General features: G+C 69.5%; 15 protein-coding genes. 10 read left to right on the top strand and 5 right to left on the bottom strand.

Going from position 1 to position 12898, the window contains the following annotated elements; all coding sequences use genetic code 11:
* Nucleotides 1-50: 50 nt before the first annotated feature.
* Nucleotides 51-1001 carry an isopenicillin N synthase family dioxygenase gene (locus tag ACFWZ2_RS42415; protein WP_384555152.1) on the bottom strand — a complete coding sequence of 317 codons (951 nt, stop codon included), beginning with the start codon at nt 999-1001 and terminating at the stop codon, nt 51-53.
* A 121-nt stretch (nt 1002-1122) separates the two neighbouring features.
* On the opposite strand from ACFWZ2_RS42415, the gene ACFWZ2_RS42410 reads away from it, so the two are divergent.
* A complete protein-coding gene (locus ACFWZ2_RS42410; RefSeq protein WP_384555151.1) occupies nt 1123-2070 on the top strand; it encodes a DMT family transporter in 948 nt (315 codons plus the stop codon).
* On the opposite strand, the gene ACFWZ2_RS42405 is transcribed toward ACFWZ2_RS42410, so the two are convergent.
* Both ACFWZ2_RS42405 and ACFWZ2_RS42400 read right to left on the bottom strand, forming a co-directional pair.
* On the bottom strand, nt 1961-2863 hold the full coding sequence (locus ACFWZ2_RS42405; protein ID WP_384555150.1) for a LysR family transcriptional regulator: 903 nt from the start codon (nt 2861-2863) through the stop codon (nt 1961-1963). The two genes, ACFWZ2_RS42410 and ACFWZ2_RS42405, sit on opposite strands and share 110 nt — an antisense overlap.
* Nucleotides 2863-3183 (bottom strand): PLDc N-terminal domain-containing protein, encoded by a 321-nt coding sequence (locus tag ACFWZ2_RS42400; RefSeq protein ID WP_384555149.1) that lies wholly within the window; start codon nt 3181-3183, stop codon nt 2863-2865. Before ACFWZ2_RS42400 ends, ACFWZ2_RS42405 begins: the two co-directional genes overlap by 1 nt.
* An 89-nt stretch (nt 3184-3272) precedes the next feature.
* Between ACFWZ2_RS42400 and ACFWZ2_RS42395 the strand changes: the two genes are divergently transcribed.
* The 3 genes from ACFWZ2_RS42395 to ACFWZ2_RS42385 are packed head-to-tail and all read left to right on the top strand — an operon-like array spanning nt 3273 to nt 6355.
* Nucleotides 3273-4730, top strand: coding sequence for a menaquinone biosynthesis decarboxylase (locus ACFWZ2_RS42395; RefSeq protein ID WP_384555148.1), 1458 nt, complete (start codon nt 3273-3275; stop codon nt 4728-4730).
* Nucleotides 4727-5629 (top strand): menaquinone biosynthesis prenyltransferase MqnP, encoded by a 903-nt coding sequence (mqnP, locus tag ACFWZ2_RS42390; protein WP_384555147.1) that lies wholly within the window; start codon nt 4727-4729, stop codon nt 5627-5629. The genes ACFWZ2_RS42395 and mqnP overlap by 4 nt, the downstream gene beginning before the upstream one ends.
* 24 nt (nt 5630-5653) lie before the next feature.
* Nucleotides 5654-6355, top strand: coding sequence for a UbiX family flavin prenyltransferase (locus ACFWZ2_RS42385; protein ID WP_384555146.1), 702 nt, complete (start codon nt 5654-5656; stop codon nt 6353-6355).
* Here ACFWZ2_RS42385 and ACFWZ2_RS42380 read toward each other — a convergent pair.
* Nucleotides 6352-6480: a hypothetical protein gene (locus ACFWZ2_RS42380; protein WP_384555154.1), complete on the bottom strand. Its 129-nt coding sequence runs from the start codon at nt 6478-6480 to the stop codon at nt 6352-6354. The genes ACFWZ2_RS42385 and ACFWZ2_RS42380 overlap by 4 nt on opposite strands.
* 132 nt (nt 6481-6612) lie before the next feature.
* On the opposite strand from ACFWZ2_RS42380, the gene ACFWZ2_RS42375 reads away from it, so the two are divergent.
* The 6 genes from ACFWZ2_RS42375 to ACFWZ2_RS42350 all read left to right on the top strand — a co-directional run bounded on the left by ACFWZ2_RS42375 (nt 6613) and on the right by ACFWZ2_RS42350 (nt 11965).
* Nucleotides 6613-7068 (top strand): Lrp/AsnC family transcriptional regulator, encoded by a 456-nt coding sequence (locus ACFWZ2_RS42375; protein ID WP_055549590.1) that lies wholly within the window; start codon nt 6613-6615, stop codon nt 7066-7068.
* A 74-nt stretch (nt 7069-7142) separates the two neighbouring features.
* Nucleotides 7143-8306 carry an aminofutalosine synthase MqnE gene (gene mqnE, locus ACFWZ2_RS42370; RefSeq protein ID WP_384555145.1) on the top strand — a complete coding sequence of 388 codons (1164 nt, stop codon included), beginning with the start codon at nt 7143-7145 and terminating at the stop codon, nt 8304-8306.
* A gap of 144 nt (nt 8307-8450) precedes the next feature.
* The gene (locus ACFWZ2_RS42365) at nt 8451-8975 is read left to right on the top strand and encodes a GNAT family N-acetyltransferase (protein ID WP_384555144.1); all 525 of its coding nucleotides are present in this window, start codon (nt 8451-8453) and stop codon (nt 8973-8975) included.
* 97 nt (nt 8976-9072) lie between these two features.
* A complete protein-coding gene (locus ACFWZ2_RS42360) occupies nt 9073-9414 on the top strand; it encodes a DUF4229 domain-containing protein (protein ID WP_384555143.1) in 342 nt (113 codons plus the stop codon).
* Between the two features lie 375 nt (nt 9415-9789).
* On the top strand, nt 9790-11154 hold the full coding sequence (locus ACFWZ2_RS42355) for a dicarboxylate/amino acid:cation symporter (RefSeq protein ID WP_384555142.1): 1365 nt from the start codon (nt 9790-9792) through the stop codon (nt 11152-11154).
* 199 nt (nt 11155-11353) lie between these two features.
* Nucleotides 11354-11965, top strand: a complete 612-nt coding sequence (locus ACFWZ2_RS42350; RefSeq protein WP_384555153.1) for a TetR/AcrR family transcriptional regulator — start codon at nt 11354-11356, stop codon at nt 11963-11965.
* Here the strand turns inward: ACFWZ2_RS42350 and ACFWZ2_RS42345 are convergent.
* The gene (locus ACFWZ2_RS42345) at nt 11937-12800 is read right to left on the bottom strand and encodes a MaoC/PaaZ C-terminal domain-containing protein (protein WP_384555141.1); all 864 of its coding nucleotides are present in this window, start codon (nt 12798-12800) and stop codon (nt 11937-11939) included. The two genes, ACFWZ2_RS42350 and ACFWZ2_RS42345, sit on opposite strands and share 29 nt — an antisense overlap.
* Nucleotides 12801-12898: the final 98 nt, after the last annotated feature.

The raw sequence follows: 12898 nt of genomic DNA, 5'->3' as shown, positions 1-12898 counted from the left end.
CTGCATCCCTCACACCGAACCCAACGATCCGATGATCGGAAAGACACCCCCTAGGCCCCGTGCTCGGGCTCCGGCACCGAGATCGCGTCCAGCTGCCCCCGCAGATACACGTGCGAGTCGATACCCCTGACGTCCGTGCCCGGGTCGCACTCGTAGAAGTACACGAGCGACATCAGCTCCTCCGCGGGCAGTTCGGCGGGCGGCGGCAGGACGCGGTGGCGGCCCGACTGCCAGCGGCCGCCGGTCCAACGGGCCATCAGATCCCCGATGTTGACGGTGAGCGCCTCCGCGTCGAACGGCGCGTCCTGCCAGCCGTCCTCGTCCGTGAAGACCTGGAGCCCGCCCCGGCCCGCCTGCCGGTCGAGGACCGTGACCGTGCCGAAGTCGGTGTGCGGGCCGATGCGGAACTGGCCGGGCTCGGGCGTTCCGACGACCTCGGTGCCCGGATACCAGTTGATGTTGAAGCCCCAAGTGGGGTGCCCCGTATGCCGGGTGAAGAAGTCCGCGCCCTCGCCGAGCGCGACGCCGAGCAGTTCGAGGAGGCGGTCGGAGAGCGCGCGCATCTGCCCCAGATACGTCTCCACGAGGTCCCGCAGCTCCGGGGTCTCGGCGGGCCAGGTGTTCGGCAGGAACCACTCGGCGTCCACGGCCGGATCCCCGGTCGGCTCGTCCGCCGCGAAGGACAGGGACTCCTTCAGGTCCGGGGGAGCGGCCGTGCCCTCCGCATAGCTGTTGGCCTCCGCGCCGGGACCGAGCCAGCCGCGCGCGCCGACCCGCACCGCGTACGGCCGCTTCGCCGCGTCGGGCAGACGGAAGAAGCCGCGGGCCGACTCCCTGATCGCCGAGCGCAGGGCGGGATCGACGCCGTGCCCGGTCACCAGGAGGAACCCCGCGGTGCGCAGGGCCTCGTCGACGGTGCGGGCCGTCCGGGCGCGGGCCTCGGGATCGCCGGACAGCCACGGCCCGAGGTCGACCGTGGGGATGCGGGATGCGCTGCTCATGCCTCCCATCGTGCCCGCACGAGCCCCCCGTCAGGCCTCATCGACAGCGCCGATCGGCCCATCGGAAGGACGCCCCACTGGCGCGTGGACCAGCGCATACGCCCGCTCGTACGTTCCTGGCATGACCACCAAGAACGCCCTGGAGAACCGGGGCACCGCCCAGCTCACCGCCGCCATGGTGCTCTCCGGCACCCTCGGGATCTTCGTCGTCGAATCCGGCGCGTCCGCCTTCAACGTCGTCTTCTTCCGCGTCCTGTTCGGCGCCCTCGCCCTCGGCGCGTACGCCGCGGCGCGCGGCTACTTCCGCGATCACGGACTCACCCCCAGGAAGTTCGGACTCGCCGCGCTCGGCGGGGTGTTCATCGTCTTCAACTGGGTGTTCCTCTTCAAGGCGTACGAGGCCACCTCGATCTCCCTGGCCACCGTCGTCTACCACACGCAGCCGTTCTTCCTCGTGCTGCTGAGCGCCCTCGTGCTGCGCGAGCGCCTGACCCGCTTCCAACTCGGCTGGCTGGCCGTCGCGTTCGCGGGACTCCTGCTGGTCTCCGGGGTGCGCCCGGGTGATGCGGGCTCCCTCGCGGGCATCGGGCTCGCGCTCCTCGCGGCCGTCCTCTACGCCCTGTCCACCCTCGTCACCAAGCGCGTCACCGGCGTCCGCCCGCATCTGATCGCCCTGGTCCAAGTCCTCGTCGGCATCCCGCTGTTGCTGCCCTTCACCGACTTCGGCGCGATGCGCGGCACCGGCACCGGATGGGCCTGGCTCGCCGGGCTCGGCGTGATCCACACCGGTCTGATGTACGTCCTGATGTACGCCGCGTACGCGAAGCTGCCCACCGCCAAGATCGCCGTGCTCGCCTTCACCTACCCGGCGGTCGCGATGATCGCCGACTGGGCGGTCTACGGCCACCACATCGGACTCGTCCAGGCGCTCGGCGTCCCGCTGATCGTGCTCGCGAGCCTCAGGGTGACGCTTGCTCCCGCACGAGCCGCACGGCCTGCTCCACGAACAGCCGCACATGCGACGGAAGACGCTTCCCCGACCGCCACGCGACCTGCGTCCACAAGGTGAACGGCGGCTCCCACGGCAGCCGCACCAGCGTGCCGTCCGCCAGCTCCCTGGCCACCGCGACGGCGGGCAGCAGCGCCACCCCGAGGCCGCCCGCCACACCCTGCTTGGTCGCCTCGATCGTGCCGAACTCCATGAACGGCGGCGGCTCCCCGGTCCGCGTCCGCAGCTCCTCCTCGAAGAGGTCCCGGTAGGGGCAGCCGGGTTCGGTGCCGACGAGCTGCACCGCCGACAGGTCGCCGGTGGCCAGCGGGCCCGCCCCGCGCGCGGCCAGCGGATGGCCGGGCGCGCAGACCAGGACCAGCGGCTCCTCGGCGAGGACCTCGGTCTCCAGGCCCTGGTGCTCGGTCTCCGGCTCCATCAGGAAACCCACGTCGTACGTCCCCTGCCGCAGCGCCTGCCGGGTCTCGTCGCCGAGCGTGGGGCGCAGGGCGAGCCGCACCTTCGGATAGCGGTGGTGGAAGAGTTCGAGCAGCGGCGGAAGGCGGTAGGAGGTCAGGGACTCCATCGTGCCGACCGCGATGGCGCCGGACGGCTCCTCGGCGTCGACGACCGCGGCCCGTGCCTCGTCGGCGAGTTCGATGATCTGCCGGGCATAGGGCAGCAGCCGCTCACCGGCCTCGGTCAGCCGGATGCGGCTGCCGAGCCGGTCGAAGAGCTCGGTGCCGAGGGAGGTCTCCAGGGCGCGGATCTGGCTGGTGACGCTGGACTGCGCGTACTTCAGCTCGGTGGCGGCGCGGGTGAAGCTGAGGACGGTGGCGACCTTCTCGAAGGTCACGAGCAGCCGCAGCTCCATCAGCTGTCGCTGCCCCGGTCGCGCTTCTTCTCGCCGTCGTCGGGCTTCTCGTCCTTGAGGGACTTCAGGAACTCGGGGTTGTCGTCGGGCGCCACCCACTGGGCCCGGCCCCGGCCGCCGCCCGCGCCGGGCGCGTGCCGCACCTTGCCCGTGACGAACCAGGCGATCGGGCCGAGGAGCACCTCTCCGAAGAGCAGCACGAGGATGACCCACACCACCTTGGGGAAGTGCCTGACTTCCTTCTCGGGGGTGTTCAGGACATCGATGAAGGCATAGATCCACACTGCCAGGACCAGCAGGAACGGCAGATACCTGAGCATGGTGGTGCGATCCCCCAAGCGGTGGCGGCGGGAGGCGTGCGCGCCCCCGGTGACGGGGCCAGGGTAGCCGGTGCCGGATACTGGAACGCATGGCTTATGACGATCTTCGCTCCCTGCTCCGGGCACTGGACCGCGAGGGCGATCTCAAGCGCATCAAGGCCGAGGTCGACCCGTACCTGGAGGTCGGCGAGATCGTCGACCGCGTCCAGAAGGCCGGCGGTCCCGCGCTCCTCTTCGAGAACGTCAAGGGCTCCGCGATGCCCCTGGCGATGAACGTGTACGGGACGGACCGCCGCCTGCTCAAGGCGCTCGGCCTGAAGTCGTACGGGGAGATCAGCGAGAAGATCGGCGGCCTGCTCAAGCCGGAGCTGCCGCACGGCTTCGTCGGGGTGCGCGAGGCGTTCGGGAAGCTCGGCGCGATGACGCACGTACCGCCGAAGAAGGTGAAGTCCGACAGCGCGCCCGTGCAGGAGGTCGTCCTCACCGGCGACGACGTCGACCTGGAGCAGCTGCCCGCACTCTTCACCTGGCCCGAGGACGGCGGCTCCTTCTTCAACCTGGGCCTGACCCACACCAAGGACCCGGACACCGGGGTGCGCAACCTCGGGCTCTACCGCCTGCAGCGCCACGACAAGCGCACCATCGGCATGCACTGGCAGATCCACAAGGACAGCCGCAACCACTACCAGGTCGCCGCCCGCAGGGGCGAGAAGCTGCCCGTCGCGATCGCCTTCGGCTGCCCGCCCGCCGTGACGTACGCCTCGACCGCGCCGCTGCCCGGCGACATGGACGAGTACATGCTGGCCGGGTTCATCCAGGGCAAGCGCGTCGAGATGGTCGACTGCAAGACGGTCCCGCTCCAGGTCCCCGCGCACGCCGAGGTCGTCATCGAGGGCTGGCTGGAGCCCGGCGAGATGCTCCCGGAGGGGCCCTTCGGCGACCACACCGGGTTCTACACGCCGCAGGAACCGTTCCCCGCGCTGAAGATCGACTGCGTGACGATGCGGCGGCGTCCGCTGCTCCAGTCGATCGTGGTCGGCCGCCCGCCGACGGAGGACGGCCCGCTGGGCCGGGCGACGGAGCGTTTCTTCCTGCCGCTCCTCAAGGTGATCGTCCCGGACATCGTGGACTACCACCTGCCCGAGTCGGGCGGCTTCCACAACTGCGCGATCGTCTCGATCGACAAGAAGTACCCGAAGCACGCGCAGAAGGTCATGCACGCCATCTGGGGCGCGCACATGATGTCGCTGACGAAGCTGATCGTCGTCGTGGACAAGGACTGCGACGTGCACGATCTGCACGAGGTGTCCTGGCGCGCGCTCGGCAACACCGACTACGCCCGCGACCTCACCGTCGTCGAAGGCCCGGTCGACCATCTCGACCACGCCTCGTACCAGCAGTTCTGGGGCGGCAAGGCGGGCATCGACGCCACCAAGAAGCTTCCCGAAGAGGGATACACGCGGGACGGGGGCTGGCCGAACATGGTCGAGTCCGACCCGGAGACGGCGGCGATGGTCGACCGCCGCTGGAAGGAATACGGACTGTGAGCTCTGCCTCCGCCGCGATCCCGCAGCCGGGGCGCACCAAGGCCTTCCTGCGGCTCGTCATGATCGAGCACTCGGTCTTCGCGCTGCCCTTCGCGTACATCGCCGCGCTCACCGCCATGTTCCAGTGGGACAAGAACATCCACTGGGGACGGCTGCTCCTGGTCACCATCTGCATGGTGGGCCTGCGGACGTTCGCGATGGCCGCGAACCGGATCATCGACCGCGAGATCGACGCCCGCAACCCGAGGACCGCGCACCGCGAACTCGTCACGGGCGCGGTCTCGGTGAAGTCCGCCTGGACCGGCGCGCTGATCGCGCTCGCCGTCTTCCTCGGCGCGGCCGCCCTGCTCAACCCGCTCTGCCTGGCGCTCGCGCCCATCGCGGTGATCCCGATGGTGGTCTATCCGTACGGCAAGCGGTTCACGAACTTCCCGCAGGCGATCCTCGGCATCGCCCAGGCGATGGGCCCGGTCGGCGCGTGGATCGCGATCACCGGCGAGTGGTCGGGGACGGCGGTCATCCTCGGACTCGCGGTCGGCGTCTGGATCGGTGGCTTCGACCTGATCTACGCCTGTCAGGACGTGGAGACGGACCGCGAGGTCGGCGTGATGTCGGTGCCCGCGCGGTTCGGCATCCCGGCCGCGATCCGGGGCGCGCGCGGCTGTCACCTGGTGACCATGGCGCTGTTCGTCTGGTACGCGGCGGCCACCGACGCGGGCGGGTTCTTCTGGCTCGGGCTCGCGATCGTCGCCGGTGCCTTCGTCTACGAGCACTCGATCGTGAAGCCGCACGACCTGTCCCGGCTGAACCGTGCCTTCTTCCAGGTGAACAGTTTCATCGGGATCGCCCTGTTCGTGTGCGCGCTGCTCGATCTGCTCGTACGCGGACTCACCGTCTGAACGGCCCGGGGATAGGCTCACAGCGTGAACCCAGGAGATACGCAGCGTAAGCCTTGGATCGTGGGGGTGTCGGGGGCCTCGGGGACCCCGTACGCCGCCGCCGTGCTGCGTGCGCTGCTCGCGGCGGGGGAGAGTGTCGACCTCGTCGTCTCGCGCGCCTCACGGCTCACGCTGCTCGACGAGACCGGCATCTCCTTCCGGGACGCGCACTGGCGCGACGACCTGTCCGCCTGGCTGTCGCGCGGCGCGGACGGGAAGCCGGGGACGTTCGCCCCGGCTCCGGACGCGCTCGCGGACGTGCGTTACTGGGCCGCCGGTGATCTGGCGGCGGGCCCTTCGTCGGGGTCGTACACGACGAAGGGGATGCTGATCGTGCCCGCGTCCACGGCGTGCGTGGCGGGGGTGGCGCTCGGTCTCTCGAAGGATCTGCTGCAGCGGTCGGCGAGCGTGACGCTGAAGGAAGGCCGACGGCTCGTGGTCTGCGTACGCGAGACGCCGCTGAACGGGCAGACGCTGAAGCACTTGGTGAGCCTGGACGAGGCGGGCGCGATCGTGCTGCCCGCCTCTCCGGCGTTCTACGCGGGGGCGACGCACATCCAGGATCTGGTGGACTTCGTCGCGGGGCGGGTGCTCGACGCGGCAGGGGTGCCGCACGGCCTGTACCGCCGATGGGAGGGTGAGCTCGGCTCCGGATCCGGAGGTGGCTTCGGCTCCCTGGGGAGTTAGCGCTTCTTGGCGGCGCGCTTCTTGAGGACGCCGGCCTTCTGCGCGGTGGGCTTGTGGGCACGCGAGCGGTTGGCCATGTCCTGAAGCTCGCGCATGCGGGCGTAGGCCATCTCGATCGAGTACACGGTGACTCACTCCTGAAGGATCGTCGTTGATCGGCTGAGATTGAGAAAGATTCACAGGGCGTGAACCCTGTTACGCCTTAGATTCTACACATAGACTCGCGGTATCGCTGAATAATGAAAGGCATCGCACCTATGGACGCCGTGGACAGGCAGCTCATCCAGGCCCTGCGGGAGAACGGCCGGGCCTCGTACGCCGAACTCGGGCGGCTCGTGGGCCTCTCCGGCCCCAGCGTCACGGACCGGATCAACCGCCTCGAAGCGGCCGGTGTCATCACGGGCTACCGCGCCACCGTCGACTCCGCCTCGCTCGGTCTCGGCGTCATCGCCCTCATCGGCATCTCGCTCTCCGACGCCGCCGACCACGAGGATGTGGCGCGGCGCCTGAAGGACCTGCACGAGATCGAGGACTGCTGGTTCATCGCGGGCGACGACTCGTACATGCTCAAGGTCAGGGCCAGTGACGTGGACGGCCTGGAGAAGACGATCCGCAGACTCAGCGGAACGCGCGGGGTCTCCCGCACGCGGACGACGATCGTGCTCTCCACCAAGTGGGAGAACCGGGTCGGGGAGCTGCCCGAAGAGGTGTAGGGGGCGCCTCCCGCCCGGCGGGCGGGGGAGTACGGTTGGCGGAGTTTGTCGTAGGGAGAGGTAAGGGCGAGGGCATGGACGCAGGACTCAAGCGCGAACTTGAGGAGAAGGTCCGGGCCGGTGAGCGGCTGTCCCGTGAGGACGGCATCGCGCTCTACGCGTCGGACGACCTGGCCTGGCTCGGTGGCCTCGCCCACGAGGTGCGCACGCGCAAGAACGGCGACGTCGTGCACTTCAACGTCAACCGCCACCTCAACATGACGAACGTGTGCACCGCGTCCTGCGCGTACTGCTCGTTCCAGCGCAAGCCGGGCGAGAAGGACGCGTACACGATGCGCATCGAGGAGGCCGTCCGCCTCGCCAAGGCGATGGAGAACGAGAACCTCACCGAGCTGCACATCGTCAACGGCCTGCACCCGAACCTGCCGTGGCGCTACTACCCGCGGTCGCTCAGCGAGCTGAAGAAGGCGCTGCCGAACGTCTCCCTGAAGGCCTTCACGGCCACCGAGATCCACCACTTCGAGACGATCTCCGGCATGTCCGCCTCCGACATCCTGGACGAGCTGATCGAGGCGGGCCTCGAGTCGCTCACCGGCGGCGGCGCGGAGATCTTCGACTGGGAGGTCCGGCAGCACATCGTCGACCACCGCACCCACTGGGAGGACTGGTCGCGCATCCACCGGCTCGCGCACGAGAAGGGTCTGAAGACCCCGTGCACGATGCTGTACGGCCACATCGAGGAGCCCCGGCACCGCGTCGACCACGTCCTGCGGCTGCGTGAGCTGCAGGACGAGACGAACGGCTTCCAGGTCTTCATCCCGCTGCGCTACCAGCACGACTTCGTGGACATGAAGGACGGCAAGGTCAGGAACCGCCTCCAGGCGCGGACGACCATGGCGTCCGGCGCGGAGGCACTGAAGACCTTCGCCGTGTCCCGGCTCCTCTTCGACAACGTCCCGCACGTCAAGGTCTTCTGGGTCATGCACGGTCTGCACACCACGCAGCTCGCGCTCCAGCACGGCGCCGACGACATGGACGGCTCGGTCGTCGAGTACAAGATCACGCACGACGCGGACAACTTCGGCACGCCGAACAAGCTGACCCGCGAGGACCTCCTCGACCTGATCCGCGAGGCGGGCTTCCGCCCGGTCGAGCGGAACACGCGCTACGAGGCGATCCGGGAGTACGAGGGGCCCGACCGGCTGCTGCGCGAGACGCCGCAGGCGATGCGCGTCTGACGCCCCGCTCCGTCCCGCACCGTGCGAGCCCCGGCCCTCTGCGGCCGGGGCTCGTCGCGTTGTCCGGGGCGTGTGGTCCAGGGGTGTTGTCCGGGATGCGGGATGCGGTTGAGGCGCCATCGGGGTAATGGTTAGTCTCGATCTATGACACTTACATTCCGGCTGGACCCGGAGATCGACCCGGCCCTGCGCGACGGGGTGCTCGCACTCTGGGCCGACGTGTCGAACGCCGGCGGGGCCGTCGGCTTCGTCCCGCCCGTGACCGCCGACGAGATACGTCCCGAGTGGCTCAAGCGCCTGGCCGAGCTGAGCGAGGGGCGCACCCGGCTGCTCGTCGGGTACGACGAGGAGGGCACCGTCGCCGCGACCGCCTTCCTCGCGTACAACCAGCACCGCCTGATGACGCACTGGATCTGGCTGTACGTCGTGATGGTGCACCCGCGCCACCAGGGCAAGGGGTACGGGCGCGACCTGATGGCCGCCGCCGCGGACGCCGCCCGCGGCCTGCCGGGCATCGAGGCGATCCGGCTCACCTGCCGCGGCGGCACCGGCGTCGACCGCTTCTACGCCGGGTGCGGATACAAGGAGGTCGGGCGGGTGCCCGGCGCGATCAGGGTCGGGCCCGGCGACGACCGCGACGACATCACGATGCTGCTTCCGCTGCCGTAGGCGCGGGGACCCCCTTGCCGGGCGCGGGCCCTCCCATGCTTCACTGGGAGATGCTCGTCCAGCTCGGGCCCATTTCGGAACGGAAGAGTGGATTGACATGCTCCGCTACACGCTGATGCGCCTCGGTATCTTCGTGGGTTGCTTCTTGGTCGTCTGGGGCCTCGTCTACTCCGAGATCCTGCCGCGCGGGCTCGGCGACTCGAACATGCTGTGGGTGCTCCTGCTCTCGCTGGTCATCTCCGCGCCCATCAGCTTCGTGGCCCTGCGCAAGGAGCGGGACCGCGCCTCGGCCAGCGTCGTCGCGCGGGTCGACCGCACCAAGGCCAACCTGGAGGCGAACCGCACCCAGGAGGACGCGGCGGACGACGTGGCCCGCACGCAGCCGAAGGGCTCGTCGACGCCGAAGCAGGGCTCGTCGGCGCAGGCCCAGGGCTCGTAAGCTTCGTCACACACTTCTCGGGACCCCGGTCCTGGAGCACCTCGCTCCGGGGCCGGGGTTCCGTGCGTCGAGGGGCAGTTGGGGCGCGCGGGGCGCCGATCAAGCGGGGGAGCGCCCTCCGCTTACCTCAAACAAGACCTTTGATGTTCTCAAAGTACGAGTGTTAACGTGTTGGACATGAAGACAGCAGCAGCGCACCGCCACGCCATGAGCGTCCCGCTCGTGGCGCGCCTGCATGTCGACCTCTGCCGCTGCATGTCCGCGGCCTGTCACATCTGAACGTGACCCCCGATGCAGCGGTGTCGCTGACCCTTCGCGGTCGTCGCCGCTCCCGTACGTCCCCGTCTCCCTTTCTGTCCTCACCGGAGTGTGTCCGTGTCCGCGAATTCCGCGACGCCCGCCGACAAGGCCGGCCAGCCCGAGAAGCCCGAGTCCGGCTTCCGGATACCCAAGTTCCTCAAGATCCCCTTCTGGGCGCAGATCCTCGGTGGTCTCGTCCTCGGTGTCCTGCTCGGCTGGATCGCCCGCAACCAGGACGTCGACTGGCTCGTCACCACCCTCTCCAAGGTCGGTGACACCTTCATCGGGCTCCTGAAGCTGGCGGTCGCCCCGCTCGTCTTCTTCGCGATCCTGGTGTCGATCACCAATCTGCGGAAGGTCAACAACGCCGCGCGCCTGGCCACCCGCACCCTGCTGTGGTTCATGATCACGTCGCTGATCGCGGTGGCCATCGGCCTCGCCATCGGCCTGATCACCAACCCCGGCTCCGGCACCGGCCTGACCCCGAAGGACGGCAAGGCCCCCGACCACGCGGGCTCCTGGATCGACTTCCTGACCGGGATCATCCCGACGGACGTCATCACGCCGTTCACCGAGCTCAACGTCCTGCAGATCGTGTTCATGGCCGCCGTCGCGGGCATCGCCGTACTGAAGATCGGTGACAAGGCGCAGCCGATCCTGGAGCTGAGCGAGTCGGTTCTCGCGCTGCTCCAGAAGGCCCTGTGGTGGGTCATCAAGCTCTCCCCGATCGGCACCGTCGGCCTCATCGGCTTCGCCATCGCGGACTACGGCTGGAACCTCATCAGCAAGTACGCGACGTTCACCGCCGACATCTACATCGGCTGCGCCCTGGTGATGTTCGGCGTCTACCCGCTGCTGCTCGCGTTCGTCGCCAAGGTCAACCCGCTCCAGTTCTTCAAGGGCGCCTGGCCCGCGATCCAGCTGGCCTTCGTCTCCCGCTCCTCGGTCGGCACCATGCCGATCACCCAGAAGGTCACCGAGCGGCTCGGCGTTCCGAAGGAGTACACCTCCTTCGCCGTGCCCTTCGGCGCCACCACCAAGATGGACGGCTGCGCCGCGATCTACCCGTCGATCGCCGCGATCTTCGTCGCGCAGATCTTCGACGTGAACCTGGGCATCAAGGAGTACCTGCTCATCGCGTTCGTCTCGGTCGTCGGCTCGGCCGCCACCGCCGGACTCACCGGTGCCACCGTCATGCTGACGCTGACCCTGTCGACGCTCGGCCTGCCGATGGAGGGCGTGGGCCTGCTGCTCGCCATCGACCCGGTCCTCGACATGATGCGCACCGCCACGAACGTGGCGGGACAGGCGCTGGTCCCGGTGGTCGTCGCGGCCCGCGAGAAGATCCTCGACCGCGAGGCGTACGAGAGCGCGTCGGCGTCCCCGCTCGACGACTTCGACGAGTCGCCTTCGTCGCGCGCGGTGCCTGCCGCCGCCTGACCCCCCGGGTCGCCTTTCGGCCCGTCGAGCCCCGCTCCCGCACCATCCGGAGCGGGGCTCCGCCGTTTCTGTGCACGGCCTTGGGGGGGGCGTCGCCTCCGGTAATCGTGGAGCGGCCTCCGTTGACCGTACGCTGACCTGTGAACGGGACGCGGGCGAGACGGGGGCCGGGGTGGGCGAGAAGCAGCGGCAGAAGAGGATGCCGCGGGCCGTGCGCGAGCAGCAGATGCTGGACGCGGCGGTGCGGATCTTCGGGCAGCGTGGGTATCAGGCCGCGTCCATGGACGAGATAGCCGAACTGGCCGGGGTTTCCAAGCCGTTGGTCTATCTGTACCTCAACTCCAAGGAAGAGCTCTTCACCGCCTGCATCCGGCGGGAGGCCGCCGCGCTCGTCGCCGCGGTGCGGGACGGGGTGCGGGCCGGGGAGCCCGCCGACCGGCAACTCTGGTCCGGGCTCACGGCGTTCTTCACGCACACCGCGGAGCGGCCCGACGGGTGGGCCGTCCTGCATGCCCAGGCGCGGACCCATGGGGAGCCGTTCGCCGCGGAGGTCGCCGGGATGCGGGAGGAGATCCTCGCCTTTGTGACGCTGCTGATCGCGGAGGCGGCGCGCGAGGCGCATCGGAATCCGGAGCTGCCCGACCGCGAGGTCGCCGGGCTCGCCCAGGCGCTGGTCGGTGCGGCGGAGGCCCTTGCGGGGTGGGCCAATACGGATCCGTCCGTCTCCGCGAAGGAGGCCGCGGCGACCCTCATGAACTTCGCCTGGGCCGGGCTCGGGTCCCTTATGGAAGGGCGGCGATGGTGCCCGTGAGGTGGGGTTTGCCCGTGGGGGAGTGCAGGGCGAAGGCCGGGCCCGTGGAGGTGTAGGTCACGGTGGAGGGGAGGGGGACGGGGGCCTTGAAGTCGATGCGGGTGTGGTGGGGGGTTCGGGGGGCGTCTTCTTTCGCGTGCTCCGCCAGGCAGCGGGCCGCGGTCCACATGCCGTGGGCTATGGGGTGGGGGAAGCCGAAGGGGCGGGCGGTCATGGGGTGCAGGTGGATGGGGTTGCGGTCGCCGCTGACGGAGGCGTAGCGGCGGCCCAGGTCTGCGGGGAGGTGCCACTCGGTTCGGGTTCCGGCTCCGGCTCCGGCTCCGGCTCCGGTGGGGGGTGGCGTCGGTTCTTTTCCGTCCTCTGGTTCCGTCCGCTCCGGGGTGGTTCGTGTCTTGTGGCGGGACAGGAACGTGCTGCGTGACTCCCAGGTGAGGGTGCCGTCCGTGGTGCGGGCCTCGGTGGCGAGGGTGGCCTGGGTGCCTCGGCGGTGTGGGGTCAACTCCGTTACGTGTACGTCGAGTTGGAGGGGCTCCGTGGGGTGGAGGGGGTGGTGCTGGGTGATCTCTATGGAGGTGTGGACGAGGCCGAGGAGCGGGAGGGGGAAGGTGCGGGCGGTCATCAGGCGCAGGGACAGGGGGAAGGCGAGGACGTGGGGGTAGGTGGGGGGTAGGGCGTCGGTGGGGAATCCGCAGAGTCGTTCGTAGGCCGTGAGGTGGGTGGGGCGGATGTGGACGAGGGCGGTGAGGTGTTGGCGGGGTGGGTGGGGGTTTGGGCGGGGGCGCTTGAAGGGGGAGGTCAGGGCGGCGCGGGCGAGCAGCAGGGGGACGCTGGGCATGAGGTCCTCTCTCTCGGGTGTGCTGTCTTGTGGCTGGGGTTCTTCGCCTTCGCTTTGTCTGTGGGGCGGGGCCGCGGGGGTATGTGCGTACTCGCTAT

The organism is Streptomyces sp. NPDC059002 (genome assembly GCF_042740435.1).
Lineage (GTDB): Bacteria > Actinomycetota > Actinomycetes > Streptomycetales > Streptomycetaceae > Streptomyces.
The sequence above is the reverse complement of the archived record's forward strand: the minus strand, read 5'-3'. Positions and strand labels throughout refer to the sequence as shown.

What these genes read in the sequence shown, in the direction of transcription:
- mqnE (WP_384555145.1), top strand. Translation starts at nt 7,143, where the DNA reads ATGGACGCAGGACTCAAGCGCGAACTTGAGGAGAAGGTCCGGGCCGGT.
- ACFWZ2_RS42365 (WP_384555144.1), top strand. Translation starts at nt 8,451, where the DNA reads ATGACACTTACATTCCGGCTGGACCCGGAGATCGACCCGGCCCTGCGC.
- ACFWZ2_RS42415 (WP_384555152.1), bottom strand. Translation starts at nt 1,001, where the DNA reads ATGAGCAGCGCATCCCGCATCCCCACGGTCGACCTCGGGCCGTGGCTG.
- ACFWZ2_RS42405 (WP_384555150.1), bottom strand. Translation starts at nt 2,863, where the DNA reads ATGGAGCTGCGGCTGCTCGTGACCTTCGAGAAGGTCGCCACCGTCCTC.
- ACFWZ2_RS42350 (WP_384555153.1), top strand. Translation starts at nt 11,354, where the DNA reads ATGCCGCGGGCCGTGCGCGAGCAGCAGATGCTGGACGCGGCGGTGCGG.
- ACFWZ2_RS42400 (WP_384555149.1), bottom strand. Translation starts at nt 3,183, where the DNA reads ATGCTCAGGTATCTGCCGTTCCTGCTGGTCCTGGCAGTGTGGATCTAT.
- ACFWZ2_RS42410 (WP_384555151.1), top strand. Translation starts at nt 1,123, where the DNA reads ATGACCACCAAGAACGCCCTGGAGAACCGGGGCACCGCCCAGCTCACC.
- ACFWZ2_RS42345 (WP_384555141.1), bottom strand. Translation starts at nt 12,800, where the DNA reads ATGCCCAGCGTCCCCCTGCTGCTCGCCCGCGCCGCCCTGACCTCCCCC.
- ACFWZ2_RS42395 (WP_384555148.1), top strand. Translation starts at nt 3,273, where the DNA reads ATGGCTTATGACGATCTTCGCTCCCTGCTCCGGGCACTGGACCGCGAG.
- ACFWZ2_RS42360 (WP_384555143.1), top strand. Translation starts at nt 9,073, where the DNA reads ATGCTCCGCTACACGCTGATGCGCCTCGGTATCTTCGTGGGTTGCTTC.
- ACFWZ2_RS42375 (WP_055549590.1), top strand. Translation starts at nt 6,613, where the DNA reads ATGGACGCCGTGGACAGGCAGCTCATCCAGGCCCTGCGGGAGAACGGC.